General features: G+C 70.9%; 13 protein-coding genes. 3 read left to right on the plus strand and 10 right to left on the minus strand.

Annotated elements, in window-relative coordinates; translation table 11 throughout:
* Positions 1–129 precede the first annotated feature (129 nt).
* Positions 130–798: a response regulator gene (locus IG88_RS0136525; protein ID WP_031050787.1), complete on the minus strand. Its 669-nt coding sequence runs from the start codon at positions 796–798 to the stop codon at positions 130–132.
* Positions 795–2,078, minus strand: a complete 1,284-nt coding sequence (locus IG88_RS0136530; RefSeq protein WP_031050789.1) for a sensor histidine kinase — start codon at positions 2,076–2,078, stop codon at positions 795–797. The genes IG88_RS0136525 and IG88_RS0136530 overlap by 4 nt, the downstream gene beginning before the upstream one ends.
* Positions 2,079–2,172: 94 nt before the next feature.
* On the opposite strand from IG88_RS0136530, the gene IG88_RS0136535 reads away from it, so the two are divergent.
* Complete coding sequence (locus IG88_RS0136535) at positions 2,173–2,733, plus strand: GNAT family N-acetyltransferase (protein ID WP_031050792.1); 561 nt, start codon at positions 2,173–2,175, stop codon at positions 2,731–2,733.
* A gap of 26 nt (positions 2,734–2,759) precedes the next feature.
* Here the strand turns inward: IG88_RS0136535 and IG88_RS0136540 are convergent, their stop codons facing one another.
* The 7 genes from IG88_RS0136540 to IG88_RS40485 form a co-directional block, all read right to left on the minus strand.
* Positions 2,760–4,307 carry a type IV secretory system conjugative DNA transfer family protein gene (locus IG88_RS0136540; protein WP_031050793.1) on the minus strand — a complete coding sequence of 516 codons (1,548 nt, stop codon included), beginning with the start codon at positions 4,305–4,307 and terminating at the stop codon, positions 2,760–2,762.
* A gap of 23 nt (positions 4,308–4,330) precedes the next feature.
* Positions 4,331–5,743, minus strand: coding sequence for an ATP-binding protein (locus IG88_RS0136545; protein ID WP_030405136.1), 1,413 nt, complete (start codon positions 5,741–5,743; stop codon positions 4,331–4,333).
* A gap of 12 nt (positions 5,744–5,755) precedes the next feature.
* The gene (locus tag IG88_RS0136550; protein ID WP_107452423.1) at positions 5,756–7,297 is read right to left on the minus strand and encodes an SCO6880 family protein; all 1,542 of its coding nucleotides are present in this window, start codon (positions 7,295–7,297) and stop codon (positions 5,756–5,758) included.
* Between the two features lie 14 nt (positions 7,298–7,311).
* Positions 7,312–8,649, minus strand: a complete 1,338-nt coding sequence (locus IG88_RS0136555; protein WP_031050799.1) for a hypothetical protein — start codon at positions 8,647–8,649, stop codon at positions 7,312–7,314.
* Entirely contained in the window at positions 8,639–9,442 is an 804-nt protein-coding gene (locus IG88_RS0136560; protein ID WP_031050801.1) for a hypothetical protein, read from the minus strand. The genes IG88_RS0136555 and IG88_RS0136560 overlap by 11 nt, the downstream gene beginning before the upstream one ends.
* A gap of 166 nt (positions 9,443–9,608) precedes the next feature.
* On the minus strand, positions 9,609–9,917 hold the full coding sequence (locus IG88_RS0136565; RefSeq protein ID WP_031050804.1) for a hypothetical protein: 309 nt from the start codon (positions 9,915–9,917) through the stop codon (positions 9,609–9,611).
* 322 nt (positions 9,918–10,239) lie between these two features.
* Positions 10,240–11,490 (minus strand): serine/threonine-protein kinase, encoded by a 1,251-nt coding sequence (locus IG88_RS40485; protein ID WP_158854203.1) that lies wholly within the window; start codon positions 11,488–11,490, stop codon positions 10,240–10,242.
* Between the two features lie 171 nt (positions 11,491–11,661).
* Between IG88_RS40485 and IG88_RS0136575 the strand changes: the two genes are divergently transcribed.
* The gene (locus IG88_RS0136575) at positions 11,662–12,684 is read left to right on the plus strand and encodes an NlpC/P60 family protein (protein ID WP_107452422.1); all 1,023 of its coding nucleotides are present in this window, start codon (positions 11,662–11,664) and stop codon (positions 12,682–12,684) included.
* Positions 12,685–12,890: 206 nt separating this feature from the next.
* Positions 12,891–13,607, plus strand: coding sequence for a phosphatase PAP2 family protein (locus tag IG88_RS0136580; RefSeq protein ID WP_031050814.1), 717 nt, complete (start codon positions 12,891–12,893; stop codon positions 13,605–13,607).
* Between the two features lie 3 nt (positions 13,608–13,610).
* On the opposite strand, the gene IG88_RS0136585 is transcribed toward IG88_RS0136580, so the two are convergent.
* Positions 13,611–15,034, minus strand: a 1,424-nt coding sequence (locus IG88_RS0136585) for an FAD-binding oxidoreductase (RefSeq protein WP_031050817.1), incomplete at its 5' end; no start/stop codon positions are given.

Genomic DNA, 15,034 nt, shown 5'->3' on the forward strand with positions numbered 1-15,034 from the left:
AAGCCTTACAGCGCCGATGGTACTGCAGGGGGGACCCTGTGGGAGAGTAGGACGCCGCCGAACAATTATTGCGGGAAGACCCTGTACCGGGAACGGTACGGGGTCTTTTTGCGTTCAGGGTCCTTTTCCTTAGCCGACGAGTCTTGTTTCGTAGGCCAGGATGACCGCCTGGACGCGGTCTCTCGAACCCGTCTTGGCCAAGATGCGGCCCACGTGGGTTTTCACCGTCGACTCTGCCAAGTGGAAGCGTTCCGCTATTTCCGTGTTGGTCCAGCCCTGGCCCATGACGCGCAGGATCTCCGTCTCGCGTTCGGTGAGCGGGGACAGCCGGGGATCGGGGGAACCCGCGGCTCGGGTGGGTTCCGTGGTGGCCGGCAGGTGGTGGACGTAGGCGTCGAGCAGGCGGCGGGTGAGGCTCGGGGCGACGACCGCGTCGCCCGTGGCCACCGCGCGGATGCCGGAGAGCAGTTCCTCGGGCTGGGCGTCCTTGACCAGGAAGCCGGAGGCTCCGGCGCGCAGACCGGAGTAGGCGTACTCGTCGAGGTCCAAGGTGGTGAGGATGAGGACACGGGAGCGGCCGCCGTCGGCGACGATGCGACGGGTCGCCTCGATGCCGTCCAGGCCCGGCATGCGGACGTCCATGAGGACGACGTCGGGGCGGAGTTCGGCCGTCATCCGGGTGGCTTCGGCGCCGTTGGCCGCCTCCCCCACGACCGTCATGTCGTCCTGGCTCTCCAGGAGCATCCGGAAGCCGAAACGCTGGAGGGGCTGGTCGTCGGCTATGAGGACGGTAGTCACTGCGGGGATTCCTCCGGTAGGTGCAGGTGGACGCGCCAGCCGTGTGCGGGGGCCGGGCGGGGGCCTGCCTCAAGTGTGCCGCCGTACAAGGCGGTTCGTTCACGCATTCCGGTCAGGCCCCGCCCGCCGGTGTGTGCGGGTGCCTGCACCGGGACGGTCCGGCCGGTGTCGGTTACGGTGAGGGTGACGGCGCCGCCCGTCCCGTAGGCGAGGTCGATGGTGGCGTCGGCGTCGGGACCGGCGTGCTTGAGGGTGTTGGTGAGGGCTTCCTGGATGACGCGGTAGACGGTGAGCTGGCGGCCTTCGGGGAGGGCGGGCTCGCCCGTGACGGTCGTGCGGACGGGCAGGCCGGCCCGTCGAACGCCGTCGATGAGCTGGTCGAGGTCGGTGAGGGCCGGCTGCGGGGCCAGCTCGGGAGCCGTACGGGCGCCGTCCTGGGTGTCGTCGCGAAGGACGTCCAGGAGGCGCCGCAGTTCCCCGAGGGCCTGGCGGCTGGTGGTGCTGATGGCGTCGAGGGCCTGGGCGGCACGGTCGGGGGACTTGGCCGCGGCGTAGCGGCCGCCGTCGGCGAGTCCGGTGATGACCGAGAGGTTGTGGCCGATGATGTCGTGCATCTCCCGGGCTATGCGGGCGCGTTCGGCGGCGGCGGCGAGCCGGACCTGCTGGTCGCGTTCGGTCTCCAGGCGGCGGGCGCGGTCCTCGAGGACCGCGGTGTGGTCGCGACGGGCACGGACGGTGATGCCGATGAGGGCGGCCACGCCGATGGAGAGGAGCTGCGAGCCGAGCTGCTGGTTCCAGGAGCCCGGACTGTCGCCGTAACGGGCGACCGTGACGCACGTCGGAGCGGTCACCACCGCCACCACCCACCAGAGGTTGCGCAGCGGCAGGCGCAGGGCGATGTGGTGGACGAGGAGGAGCTGGAGCAGGGCGGCCTGGAGTGTGGCGCCCGACCAGGAGCTCACGAGGGCCGCGGGCAGCGTGGCGAGGAGTGCCGCCGCCGGGTGGCTACGGCGCCAGAGGAGGGGCACGGAGAGCGCGATGCTGAGCGCGAGGACCAGGCCGACGGGGGCGCCGGGGTCGCGGGCGACGTTGCGCCAGCCGCCGCCGGTGGCGTCGATGAGGGCGGCCAGGACCCAGAAGCCGGTGAGGAGTACGTCCCACAGCAGGGGACGGCGCCGGTCGAAGTCGCGGACCCGGCGGTTGACGCGCTGGACGTACTCGGTGAGGGGTTCGGCCGCCCGGTCCTCGGGGCCGGTCTGCACGGGGTCCACGTGGTCCATCCGACCATGCTCGGGGTCGGGGAACGGCCGGGCGTCCTTCCGGAGGTCGTATATGAGGTGAGAGGTGTAGTACCCGGGTACTACGGTGGCCCGCATGAGTGCCTCGGTCCCCGGTGACTACGTGATCCGCTCCATACGCGCCGACGAGTGGCCCGCGGTCAAGGAGCTGCGGCTGCGGGCGCTGCGGGATCCGGTGGCGGATCTCGCGTACCTGGAGACGTACGACGATGCCGCCGCGCGTCCCGACTCCTTCTGGCGGGAGCGGGCCGCCGGTGGTGCCGAGGGGGCCTCGGGGGCGCAGCAGATCGTGGCCGAGGGGCCCGGCGGCCTGTGGCTCGGCACGCTGACGGTGCTGGTGGAGGAGGCCGGGTCGACGGACTGGGCCGGTTTCCCGGTGGAACGGCGGCAGGGACACGTCGTCGGGGTGTTCGTGCGGCCGGAGTGGCGGGGGAGCGGGCTGACGAAGGCGCTGTTCGAGGCGGGACTCGACTGGGCGTGGGCGAACGGCGCCGAGCGCGTACGGCTCATCGTGCATCCGGACAACGGCCGTGCGCAGGGCGCCTACCGCAAGGCCGGGTTCGTGCCCAGCGGGCGCCGGGTGCCACTGGTGGGCGGGCCCGGTGACTACGAGTTGGAGTACGTGCTCGAGCGTTAGGGCGGACGCCGGGCGGCCGGGGCGCGTCAGACGGGGAGCTCGTCGTGGGGCCAGCGGGCGCGGCCCTGTTCGCGGGAACGGAGCAGGGCCAGGGTCGGCATGCCGAGGTCCGTGCCGGTGGCGAGCAGCTCCGGGAGCTGCGGGAACGGGGCCACGGCGGCCACGTCGTCCAGGACGAGCGTCATTGGTGGGTCGAGGCGACCGGAGGATGACCGTTCGGCCATGCGCCGGCCGCGCTCGACCACGCTGGAGACGAGCGCCGTCAGCAGCGGCATCGCGCCCGGGCTCGTGCGGGGGTCCTCGATCGATTCACCCACCACATAAAGCGTGCCCTGTTCGTGAACGAAGGAATCCAGGGCGAGGGCGTCATTTCGGTGGGGAGTGCATGCCTCGCGGATGTTGACCGTGGAGAGGGCGGCCAGGGCCCGGGCGGTGAGCTGCTGGGCCATGTCCCGGCGTTCGGGGTGGGCGGTGAGGGAGGCTTCGAGTTCACCCGCGGCACCGGGCGCGGCCTTGGGATGGGTGCGCAGGACCCGGACGGCATCCTGGACCTGGAGGCCCTGGGACCAGCGGTGGACGTGGCGGACGGTGCGGCCGTCGATGGCGGCGGCGTGCAGGTAGCTGCGCAGCAGGAGTTCGGCGGTGTCGCCGACCGCCTGGTCGAGGCGGGCGGTGGGGCGGACCGGGGCGAGGAGAGCGGCGGCCCTGGCGACGGCCGTCTCCTTGTCCTCGCAGCCCGCGGTGGGGGACCAGTGGAAGCGGGCGGGGGTGTCGCAGAGGTGGTTCGGGTCGTAGAGGTGGGTGGGGCCGAGCTTGGTACGGGCGTCCTTGGTCTCCGACCAGAGGGCGGGGTTGGACGTGAGGACCAGGGCGGCGCCGGGTGCGTCCCGCAGGGCGCAGGCTGCGGTTTCGTGGCGGCCGGCCCTGGGCCCGTAGTGCACCGCGCCTTCGGTTCGGGGCGCTTCCCACCCACCTGGCCGATTGCCGTGGGACGCGGAGGCCAGGGGCTCGGTTTCCGGAGCGGGGTCCTGCCGCGGCGCCCTGGGGGTGGGCACCTCGTGCACCGGTACCTCGTGCACCGGTGGCCCCTGCACGGGTGCCTCCCGTACAGGTACCTCCCGTACGGGTGCCTCCCGGATTCGGGTCTCCGTGGCCGGCGTCTCCTGCGCCACCGGCGCGGGCGCCGGGGTCGGTTCCTCGCGGCGTCGCTGCCGTACCGCGCGCCACCGCGCCAGCGTGCCCATCACGAACACCGTGAGCACCAACAGCACCATCAACTGTCCGATGAACAGCCCCCAGAACAGCCCGTACCCGGACAGTGCCGTCCGTGGGGCCTCCGGCCAGGCGCCGGGGACGTCGTGGGGCTCGGCGATCAGGTGGCGCATGGCCTGCGGGGTGCCGGTGAAGCTGACGCCGTCCGGCCAGGAGCCGTGCGCGAACAGGGCGGACAGGCAGGTCGCCGTCCACACCAGCAGGGTCATGCCGAGGAGGAAGGCCAGTGTGCCGATGAGCAGGCCGTCGGGAATCCCGCCGCCCTGGGCCGGCCGCTGGTCGCGGCGGTCGTCCGGTCTCATGCCTCCGGTTCCTCCCCCTCGTCCTACGCCACCGTCGATTCCGACGAGTCGCCGATGTGCTGTTCCACGAACGCCGCCGCCCGTTCCTCCGCCTCCAGCTCCGCGGCGCGCAGGGCGTCGTCGGTCAGGTCGGAGGACGACTCGGTCATCGCGCGGTCGGTGAAGACCAGCGGGCGTTCGGTCTCGGTGATCAGGTGCTTGACCACCTGGACGTTGCCGTTGACGTCCCACACCGCGATGCCGGGGGTGAGCGAGGGGATGATCTCCACCGCCCAGCGGGGCAGGCCCAGGACGCGTCCGGTGGCCCGTGCCTCGTCGGCCTTCTGGGCGTAGATGGTGCGGGTGGAGGCCATCTTGAGGATGGCCGCGGCCTCCCTGGCCGCCGCCCCGTCCACGACGTCCGACAGGTGGTGCACCACCGCCACGAACGACAGACCCAGCCGGCGCCCGAACTTCAGCAGCCGCTGGAAGAGCTGCGCCACGAACGGGCTGTTGATGATGTGCCAGGCCTCCTCGACCAGGAAGATCCGCTTCTTGCGGTCGGGGCGGATCCAGGTGTGCTCCAGCCAGACGCCCACGATGGCCATGAGGATCGGCATCGCGATGGAGTTGCGGTCGATGTGGGAGAGGTCGAAGACGATGAGCGGCGCGTCGAGGTCGATGCCGACGGTCGTCGGGCCGTCGAACATGCCGCGCAGGTCGCCGTCGACCAGGCGGTCGAGGACCAGCGCCACGTCCAGGCCCCAGGCCCGTACGTCGTCTATGGCGACGTTCATCGCCTCGGCCGACTCCGGCTCGGGGTGGCGGAGCCGTTCGACGATGTCGGTGAGGACCGGCTGGCGTTCGACGATGGTCTCGTTGACGTAGGCGTGCGCGACCTTGAGCGCGAAGCCGGAGCGCTCGTCCAGGCCGTGGCCCATGGCGACCTCGATGATCGTGCGGAGCAGCGCGAGCTGGCCGGTCGTCGTGATCGCCGGGTCGAGGGGGTTGAGCCGGATGCCGTGGTCCAGGGCGGCCATCGGGTCGAGGCGGATGGGCGTTATGCCCAGCTCCTCGGCGATGAGGTTCCACTCGCCGACGCCGTCCTCGCCCTGGGCGTCCAGGACGACGACCTGGCGGTCGCGGAAGCGGAGCTGGCGCAGGACGTACGTCTTCTCCAGCGCCGACTTGCCGTTGCCGGACTCCCCGAGCACCAGCCAGTGCGGGGCGGGGAGCTGCTGGCCGTAGAGCTGGAAGGGGTCGTAGATGTAGCCCTTGCCGGAGTAGACCTCGCGGCCGATGATCACGCCGGAGTCGCCGAGGCCGGGTGCGGCGGTCGGCAGGTAGACGGCCTGGGCCTGTCCGGTGGACGTGCGGACGGGGAGGCGGGTCGTCTCCACCTTCCCGAAGAGGAAGGACGTGAAGGCGTCGGTGAGGACGGTCAGCGGGTCCCGCATCAGGCTCAGCCCCTACCTTCGGATGCCGGTGGCGAACGGAAGAGTGTTCACGAAGGCGCGATGGTGCTCACGGTCGCACCACTCCAGTTTCAGGTACGACTTTCCGGCCGAGGCCCTGATCGTCCGCTTGTCGCGGGCCAGGGCCTCGGGGTTGCGGGAGGAGACGGTGATGTAGCCGACGAGGTTGACGCCGGCCGCGCCGCTGGCGAGGTCCTCGCCGCGCTGGTCGAGGCGGCCGTGGGCGGCGATGTCGCGGGGGTCCACGGTGCGGTTCATCTTGGCGGCGCGGGACGCCTCGGCGTCGTCGTTCGTCTTCTCGGTCAGCATGCGCTCGATGGCGACCTCGGTGGGTTCGAGGTCCATCGTGACGGCGACCGTGCGGATCACGTCCGGGGTGTGGACGAGCAGCGGCGCCAGGAAGTTGACGCCCACCGGGGTCATCGGCCACTCCTTGATCCAGGCGGTGGCGTGGCACCAGGGGGCGCGGGTGGCGGACTCGCGGGTCTTGGCCTGGAGGTAGGTGGGCTCCATGGCGTCCAGCTCGGCCGGCCAGGCGTTGCGCTTGGTCATCGCCTGGATGTGGTCGATCGGGTGGTCCGGGTCGTACATGGCGTGGATGAGGGAGGCGAGCCGGCCCTGGCCCAGCGGCTGGCGTACGCGGATGTCGGCCTCCTGGAGGCGCGAGCAGATGTCGGTCAGCTCGCGCGCCATCACGACCGCGAGGCCGGCGTCCCGGTCCAGCTTGCGCCCGCTGTGCGGCCGGGCGGCGCGGGCCATGGTGTGCGCCTCGGCGGCCAGGTCGCGGGTGTAGTGCATGCAGGCGATGAGGTAGGCGCGGTGCTGCTCGCTGCTGGTGGAGACCATCGACTGGAGCTGGTCGTAGGACTGGCGCAGCCACGGCGGCGACTTGTCGTCGCCGCGCTGGGCGACGTCCTTGGCGTGCGCGTCAGGGTCGGCCGGGAGGGTGCGGGCGAGCATCTGGATGCGGGTGACGAAGCCGTCGCCGTTGGCCACGTGCTTGAGCAGGGTGCCGAAGCGGTCGACGAGGGCTTCCTGGTCCTCGGAGTCGCGCAGGCCGACACCGGGTCCCTCGATCTCGATGGCGGCCGTCACCGTCTTGCGGTCGGCGTGCAGCAGTACGGCGATCTCGTCCGGGCCGAACGGCGCCGCCAGCCAGGAGATGCGGCCGATGCCGGGTGGCGGGCCGACCTCGACCTCGCGGCCGTCGATCCGGGTGCCGGCCTCGATGGCGCCGGAACGGTAGGTCGTGCCCTTGCGGAGCGTGCGCTTGTAGCTGCGGTTGATCTCGAACCACCGGTAGAACGTCCGGTGGTTGTACGGCACGTAGACGGCCGCCAGCGCGAGCATCGGGAAGCCGGCGAGCAGCACGATGCGCAGGGACAGGACGGGGACGAGGAGCCCGCACATCATGCCGAGGAACGCGCCCGCGACGATCAGCGCGATCTCACCGGTCTCGCGGTTGCGGCCGACGATCGCGTTCGGCCGGGCGCGGCCGATGAGATACGTACGGCGGGGCGTGACCGTGGGGGACATGTGGGACTCGGTCGTCAACGCCCGTCACCTCCTGTGCTCTGGCTGTTACGAGTGTTGCGGGTGTTGCTTGCGTGCGGTGTGTTCACCGGGCTGCCGGAGCGCGGTGCGGGTGCGGCGGAGGGGACATTTCCGCCGCCGCCGTTCGAGGGGCGCGTGCTGTGTGCGGCGACTCCGCCGGAGGCGGGGTTGGAGGGGCGGGCGGCTGCGGAGGACGAGGACTGTCCGCCGCTGTTGCCGTTGCTGCGGGCGCTGTGGGTCCTGATGCCCTGGGCGACGAGGTTCGCGGGGGAGCTGATCACTGCGGCGGCCTTGCCCTCGGCGCCCTGCATGATGCGGTTGTTGCGGCCGTTGGCGATCTCGTCGCCGAAGCCGGGGACGAAGCGGTAGATCATCGCCGAGGCGAAGATCGCGAGCAGGATGATGGCGAGGCCGGAGACGACGGCGGCGACGGAGTCGGGACCGTCCTTCGTGGTCAGCGCGCCGGCGAGGCCGAGGACGATGACGATGACGGGCTTCACCATGATCACGGCGATCATGATGCCCGCCCAGCGGCGGACGTGTCCCCACAGGTTCTTGTCGACCAGGCCGGCGTAGACGACGACGCCGAGCAGGGCGCCGACGTAGAGGAGGACGGCGCGGAGGTACAGCTCCAGGTAGAGGATGCCCGCGGCGATGATCGACACGAACGACACGATGATCAGCATGATCGGGCCGCCGCCGATGTCGTTGCCCTGCTTCAGCGCCTGGCTGAACGTGCCGAAGAACGTGTCCGTCTGGTCGCCGGTGCCCTTGGCGAGGACGTCGGTGACGGCGTCGGTGGCCGAGACGACCGTGTACAGGATCAACGGCGTGAAGGCCGACGCCAGCACGGTGAGCCAGAGGAACCCGACGGCCTCCGAGAGCGCGGTGGTGAGGGGGACGCCGCGCACGGCACGCTTGGCCACCGCCAGCAGCCACAGGACGAGGGTGAGGATCGTCGACGCGGCGAAGACGATGCCGTACTGCTTGAGGAAGGTGCCGTTGGTGAAGTCGACGTCGGCGGTGTTTTTCACGGCCTTGCTGAGTGTGTCGACGGTCCAGGCGGCGGCGTCGGCACAGCCCTTGGCGAGGGAGGAGAGGGGGTCGAGGGTGGAGGGGACGGCATCGGGGGCGGAGCCGCCGCCGCCGGATCGCGCGCCTTCGCCTCGTTCGCAGTAGTCCTTGGCGGGGCCACGGATGAGGTCACAAGGGTCGTCGGAATCCGTCGGATGCGGGGTCGGAGCGGCGAATGCCCGGGTCGCCGTCAAGATCGCCACGGCCTGTACTGCTGCGACTGCGGCTGAAACCTTGAGGACGCGGTGGTTAGCGCGCATACGTGAACCCTCCGTATTCCTCGACGGCCTTCGTCATGTCGTCAGCCGTGGAGGCACGCTGATCGCGCCCGACCGGCACAGGCCCGTCCTTCTGTTCGAAGTCGGTGACTTTCCAGTCGCCATTGGTCCACGTGAGCTGGTACGTGGTGGTGTACCAGCTCTCGGTCACGGGATTGGTGGAACTGCCCCCCGATAGCCCGAACAGCGAGGTGTACCAGACCTCGACGGTGGCCTTGTCGGCGCTGAACGATGTGACCTTCGTGCCCACCGGGATCACTCGAGAGACGAAAGTCTGACCGGCTGGCGCCTTGCCGTTCTTGTTCAGGCCGATGTTGGCCAGGAACTCTTGGTTCGAGTACGCCCCGTCCAGGTCGGCCTGCCGCGCAGCAGCGGCGTCGGGCGCGTATACGGCACCCACGATCTCACGCCGTCTGGACGCATCGAACATCCCGTCAGAACCCAGCGCCACCGCATAGTTCGCCGCCGCGCTCTGTGCCCCCTGTTCGTCGTGGGCGAAGCCCGACTGGACCGGGCGGGTGCCCGAGGGGGCCGTTGCCGAGGTCTTCGGCTTGTCGGTGGAGCCGCCCTCCGCGGATGCGGAGCCGTCTCCTCCACGGTTCGCGAAGGCGATCGCGGCGATGAGCAGGACGACGACGCCGACCACGGTGACCAGGCTCCGCGAGGAGGAGCGGCCGCCGCGCCGGGGGGCGCCGTCCTCCTCCGGGAGGCGGAGCCGGGTCCGGCCGGGGCCGTCGTAATCGCCGGACGACTGGTGATCGTCTCCGATACTCATGCCGCGTACGCCCCCTCGACGTCGGGTCGGCCGTGTACGTACGACGGTAGCCGTGCTGGGTCCCGCTCGGGCGCGGTGTTGTGACTCGACATCAGGGAAACGCAACCTCAGCCGGTTGGCACGACGGGCGGGTGGGGTGGAGGGGAAGGGACGGACAGGAGCCGGGCTATACGGCCATCCCGTACACGATGGTGAAGAGCGTGCCGAGGGAGCCGATGATGAACACGCCCGTCAGCCCCGCGATGATCAGGCCCTTGCCCTGCTCCGCGCTGAAGGTGTCCCGGAGTGCGGTGGCGCCGATGCGCTGCTTGGCGGCGCCCCAGATGGCGATGCCGAGGCAGAGCAGGATGGCGACGGCCATCACCACCTCGATCAGCACCTTGGCCTCGTTGCCCAGGCTGCCGAAGGGGCCCCAGTCCGGAGCGATCCCCCCGATGATGGTGTTGATGTCTCCCTCGTCGGCCGCAAAGAGCATGTAAGTCACCGCCCCTGTTGGGTAGTTCCGCGCCCTCTGCGGACGTGCAGAGGTCAAGCCTCATTGTCGCCGACGATGACGCCTTGGCATGTCGCCTTGGCGTCATTGTTTGGCGGGTTTTATGCGAACAGCTTGCCACCGCCCGGCGCCGGCTGGTTGGTCGGCGCCGAGACGGCTTCTGGTGGTCGTATCGTCACTCTGTGTATCACGGCGGTGCATGGCTGGCAACGATGTGTAAGCGAAACCTGGGGAGCGGTTCGGTCGTTAGACCCTGATCGGGTGTCAGGGGGCTGTGGGTGCTGCTGACGCGGCAGGGCCTCTTTCAACCGGCGAAAGCGTTGTTCGCCGCGTACAGGATGGTCAGCGCCGTGGCGACGGCGAGGGCCCAGAGGAGCGCGCGTGCCGCCGTGGACACCCTGGCCGGGGATTCCACGGGCCGCTGCTGGCTGCCGAGCAGTACGTTCCTGCCCCGGTTGCGGGCGGGGATGCGCTCGGTGGTGCCGGCCTTGAGGTGGAGCACGCACGGGGCGCTCGTGTGTCCGTCGCTCTTCACCGCGACCTTGCGGACACCCGGGGCGAGTGGGTAGCTGCCCGTCGCTCCGGGGGCGACGGTGTGGCGGTGGACGTCGTCGAGGATGACGTCGAGCCGGCCGCCCGTCCGGTTGTCGATCTCCAGGGTGGCCTGGGAGGAACCGCTGTTCGTGGCCTGCGTTGGCGTCACCCGGGCAGTCGGCTTCTCCTGCTTCCTCTTCCGTGACGGGGCTTCGAGGAACTCCAACGCCTGGGGGACGGAGGGGCGGTCGGCCGGGTTCTTGGCCAGGAGGGCCACGACGAGGGGTTCGAGGGAACCCGCCCGCCGCATCGGGGGAGCCTCCTCGTACGCCACCGCGTGGAGGGAGCCGAGCGGGTCGTCGCGGTGGAACGGACAGGTTCCCTCCAGTGCCTCGTACAGCGTCGTGCCCAGTGAGAACAGGTCGCTCGCGGGGCCCGCCGCCGTGCCCCGGGCCCGCTCGGGGGAGAGGTACGGGAGGGAGCCGATGACCAGGCCGGTCCGGGTCAGCCGGGTCTCGGTTCCGTTGACGGCGATGCCGAAGTCGGTGAGCAGGATCCGGTGGTCGTCGGTGAGCATCACGTTGGCGGGTTTGACGTCGCGGTGGATGATGCCGTGCGCGTGGGCGGCGCCGAGGGCGCGCAGGAGGGCCTCCGCGAGCCGGGTGGCCTCGGCGACGGACAGACGGCCCGGTCCGGCGAGGCGTTCCTGGAGGGAGTGGCCGGACACGAGCTGCATGACGATCCACGGCGTGCCGTCGACGACGACCACGTCGTGAACGCTGACGATGTGCGGGTGATCGCGCAGCTTGGCGGCGTTGCGGGCCTCGCGTCCCGCGCGGTGCAGGCGGTCGAGCCGCTCGGTCTCGGGCAGGTGGGGCTCCAGCAGGAGTTCCTTGACCGCGACCTCGGTCTGGAGGGTCTCGTCCCGTGCGGCCCACACGCGTCCGAACCCGCCGGTGCCGAGGATTCGTTCGAGCCGGTACCGGCCGCCCACGAGCATTCCCTGCGTGCCCTGCTCCACGACGCCCCCCTTGTCACCCTTCCCTGACGGCTGGTCGGAGACGATGCTGTCAGTCCGGGTCGCTGCGCGGAACGTGGTTCGTCGGTGCAGCGGGAAGAATCCGCACGAGCGCGGACCAGGGCAGGGCGGGCCGTGTGACATGGCCGGGAAACGGCACTGAACCGGGCGTCCATGGGGGATGGTTGGACCATGCGCAAGTTGTGGGTCGGTGCCGGTGTGGCGGTTGCCCTGGGGATGGGCTTCGTGATGCTGCTCGTCGTGGGGGTGTACCTCGTCGCCGGGAACCTGGCCGGCGGGTCGGGCTCGGGCGGTGCCAAGAAGCTCGCCAAGGGGACCGTGCCCGCGGCGTACCAGCCGCTCGTGCAGAAGTGGGGGAATCTCTGCCCCGCCATCAACCCGGCGCTGCTGGCCGCCCAGTTGTACCAGGAGAGCGGGTTCAACCCGAGGGCGCAGAGCGCGGCGGCCGCGCAGGGGATAGCGCAGTTCATCCCCGGGACGTGGGCCACCCACGGCATCGACGGGGACGGGGACGGGGACCGCGACGTCTGGGACCCGGCGGACGCGATTCCCTCGGCGGCGTCGTACGACTGCTCCCTGGCCTCCTACGTGAAGGACGTGCCCGGCGATCCGACCGAGAACATGCTGGCGTCCTACAATGCGGGCGCCTACGCGGTGATCAAGTACCAGGGCGTGCCCCCGTACAAGGAGACGCAGAACTACGTCAGGATCATCACCACGCTGGAGAAGAGCTTCGCCGAGCCCACCGGGCGGGTCGACCCGTCCGAGCAGGCCGCCGGGGCCATCGCCTACGCGCAGAAGAAGCTCGGGACGCCGTATCTGTGGGGCGGCAACGGGACGGCCGATCAGGGAGGGCGGTTCGACTGCTCGGGGCTGACCAAGGCCGCGTACGAGAGTGTGGGGATCGAGCTGCCGCGGGTCGCCAACGACCAGTACAACGCGGGGCCGCATCCCGCACGGGACGAACTGCTCCCGGGAGACCTGGTGTTCTTCTCGGACGACCTCACCAACTCGCGGGCCATCCGCCACGTGGGGATCTACGTGGGCGGCGGATACATGATCGACGCGCCGCGGACGGGGGCCGTGATCCGGTTCGACCCGGTCGACACCCCCGACTATTTCGGGGCCACCCGGGTCACCGAGGATGGCGCGAAAGCGCTGCCCACCACCGCGTGAATGGGAGGGTGTGAACACCGCGTGAAACCCTGCCCTGAGCTGCGACGACGTGTCTCTCTTCGATAACGTCTGCGTGATCATTCAGTGGAGTGTGGAACGTATCGACGGGGACCGTGCGTTCCTGTTGACGTGTAGCTGACCACGGGGGTGGCAGAGCAGGCGTGCGACCGGTGCGCCTCGGGACATGACGAAGGGGCCGCAGCACCATGGCTGGACTCGCCGAATCCGGGTCGAACCCCGACGTCGAGCTGCTCTACGACATCAACGGCCTGGCCAAGGACGCACCGCACTGGTTCGACCGGGTCATGGAGTTCGTCGGTGAGTACGGACTGCTGTTCGCGATCGTGCTGCTGGTGCTCTGGTGCTGGTGGGGTGTGCGGCGGCGGGGCGGCGAGGACGCGGCGTCGAACGTGGCCGCCCTGACGTGGGCGCCGCTCGCGGCCGGCGTCGCCGTGCTCGTCAACGTGCCGATACGGGGATTCGTCGAACGGCCCCGGCCCTTCAAGTCCCATGAGGGGCTGGAGGTTCTGGTGCAGGGGAAGGAAGACTTCTCCTTCGTGAGCGACCACGCCACGCTCTGCATGGCCCTGGCCGTCGCCCTGTTCGTCGCCAACCGGAAGTTCGGGATCGCCGCCATCGTCCTGGCGCTCTTCGGCGGTTTCATCCGCGTCTACATGGGTGTGCACTATCCGACGGACGTCGTGGGCGGGTTCGCCCTCGGTACGGCGGTGGCGCTGCTGCTGTCGCCGGTCGCCATGGCGCTGCTGACGCCGCTGACCCGGGCGATCGAGCGCTCGCCGAAGGCGGGGTGGCTGGTCAGCGCGCGAGGACGGGCGGGTGCCGCCGGACGCGGTGCCGTGATTCCGGGGGCGCGCAAGGAGAGCGGCGCCGAGGCGGCGGGTGAGCGGGACCTCGCCGCCTGACGCTCACAGCGCCTGCGGGAAGGTGAAGACGCGGTCCGGGTCGTACTGGTGCTTCAGACGCGCCAGGCGCGGGGCCGCGTCTTGGTAGTAGGCCTTCCGCCAGTCCGTCAGCTCCGGGTCCGTGTAGTTCTGGTAGGCGGCGCCCGAGGCGTACGGGCGCATCGCGGCATAGGCGGAATCCAGCCACGACCGCGCCGCCGTACCGCTCGTGCCCGGCCGCCAGGAGACGAGGTACTGGGCCAGTGTCCGGGAACGCCGGTGCACGAACGCGGTCGCGGTCGGGGAGACGCGGTTCACCGCACCGCCGAGGGCCGTGAACGCGATGCTGCCGGCGCCGCCGCGCACTTCGGGGAGCCGGGCCAGCAGGGCCTTGACGCCGGCCGGCGGGACGGAGCGGTCGAAGAAGTCCGAGCGGGCCGCGTAGGTCTCGCGGCCGAGTGAGCCCTCCGGCGAGTGGCCGGGTGCCGAGCCCGGGAGGTGGCAGCGGGCGTCGGTCGAGAAGGACGAGCAGCCCGCGTACATCTCCATCGACTCCTGGTACGTACGGCGCCTGAGGGAGACGTGGCTCGCGGGTGCGCCGACGCGGCCGGCGAGGCGGTCGACGGCGTTCTGGAGTTCGCCGTGGGTGCCGAGGGAGAAGGCGGCGACCGAGACGGTGGGCGTGTGGCCGGGGGCGGCGGCCAGGTGGAGGGAGGACCAGATCTCGTCGGGCTGGTCCGGGCCCCACTCCTGCCAGGCACCGACGACCGCGGCGGCCCTGCGCCAGGGCCAGCTGAGGTACGCCGATACGGCTCCGGGGGCGGGGTGGGTGCGGAAGTGGAACTCCGTGACGATGCCGAAGTTGCCGTTGCCCGCGCCGCGCAGGGCCCAGAAGAGGTCCTTGTGGGCGCCTGCCGCGTCGGCGGTGATCTCCTTGCCGTCGGCCGTGATCAGGGTGGCCCGGGTGAGGCTGTCGCAGGTCAGGCCGTAGGCGCGGGAGACGACACCGTGGCCGCCGCCGAGGGTGAGGCCCGAGATGCCGACGGTGGGGCAGGAGCCGGCCGGGACGGTCACGCCCTTCGCGGAGAGGGCGCGGTAGACGTCGATCAGTTTGGCGCCGGCGCCGACGACCGCCTCGCCGGAGGTGGCGCGGACGCGGTTGAGCCTCGACACGTCGATGACGAGACGGCCGTTGCCGGAGGACCAGCCGGCGTAGCTGTGACCGCCGTTGCGGATCGCCACGGGCACGTGGTGGGCGCGGGCGTAGGAGAGGGCGGTGCGGATGTCGTCGGCGTGGGCGGCGTAGGCGACGGCGGTGGGGCGGAGGGTGTCGAAGCGGGTGTTGTAGAGCTGGCGGGCGGACTTCCACGCGGGGTCGCCCGGGCGGACGAGCCGGCCGTCCAGGGACTTGGCGAGGGCGGTCCAGGTGGCGGGGGCGGGCGTGGGGG

The organism is Streptomyces sp. NRRL F-5650, from assembly GCF_000721365.1.
Taxonomy (GTDB): Bacteria; Actinomycetota; Actinomycetes; order Streptomycetales; family Streptomycetaceae; genus Streptomyces; species Streptomyces ardesiacus.

Bases quoted from the DNA above. Each gene is read 5' to 3' on its own strand.
- IG88_RS0136565 (WP_031050804.1), bottom strand. From the start codon at position 9,917: ATGCTCTTTGCGGCCGACGAGGGAGACATCAACACCATCATCGGGGGG.
- IG88_RS0136545 (WP_030405136.1), bottom strand. From the start codon at position 5,743: ATGCGGGACCCGCTGACCGTCCTCACCGACGCCTTCACGTCCTTCCTC.
- IG88_RS0136560 (WP_031050801.1), bottom strand. From the start codon at position 9,442: ATGAGTATCGGAGACGATCACCAGTCGTCCGGCGATTACGACGGCCCC.
- IG88_RS0136540 (WP_031050793.1), bottom strand. From the start codon at position 4,307: ATGAGACCGGACGACCGCCGCGACCAGCGGCCGGCCCAGGGCGGCGGG.
- IG88_RS0136535 (WP_031050792.1), top strand. From the start codon at position 2,173: ATGAGTGCCTCGGTCCCCGGTGACTACGTGATCCGCTCCATACGCGCC.
- IG88_RS0136555 (WP_031050799.1), bottom strand. From the start codon at position 8,649: ATGCGCGCTAACCACCGCGTCCTCAAGGTTTCAGCCGCAGTCGCAGCA.
- IG88_RS0136580 (WP_031050814.1), top strand. From the start codon at position 12,891: ATGGCTGGACTCGCCGAATCCGGGTCGAACCCCGACGTCGAGCTGCTC.
- IG88_RS0136530 (WP_031050789.1), bottom strand. From the start codon at position 2,078: ATGGACCACGTGGACCCCGTGCAGACCGGCCCCGAGGACCGGGCGGCC.
- IG88_RS0136550 (WP_107452423.1), bottom strand. From the start codon at position 7,297: ATGTCCCCCACGGTCACGCCCCGCCGTACGTATCTCATCGGCCGCGCC.
- IG88_RS0136575 (WP_107452422.1), top strand. From the start codon at position 11,662: ATGGGGGATGGTTGGACCATGCGCAAGTTGTGGGTCGGTGCCGGTGTG.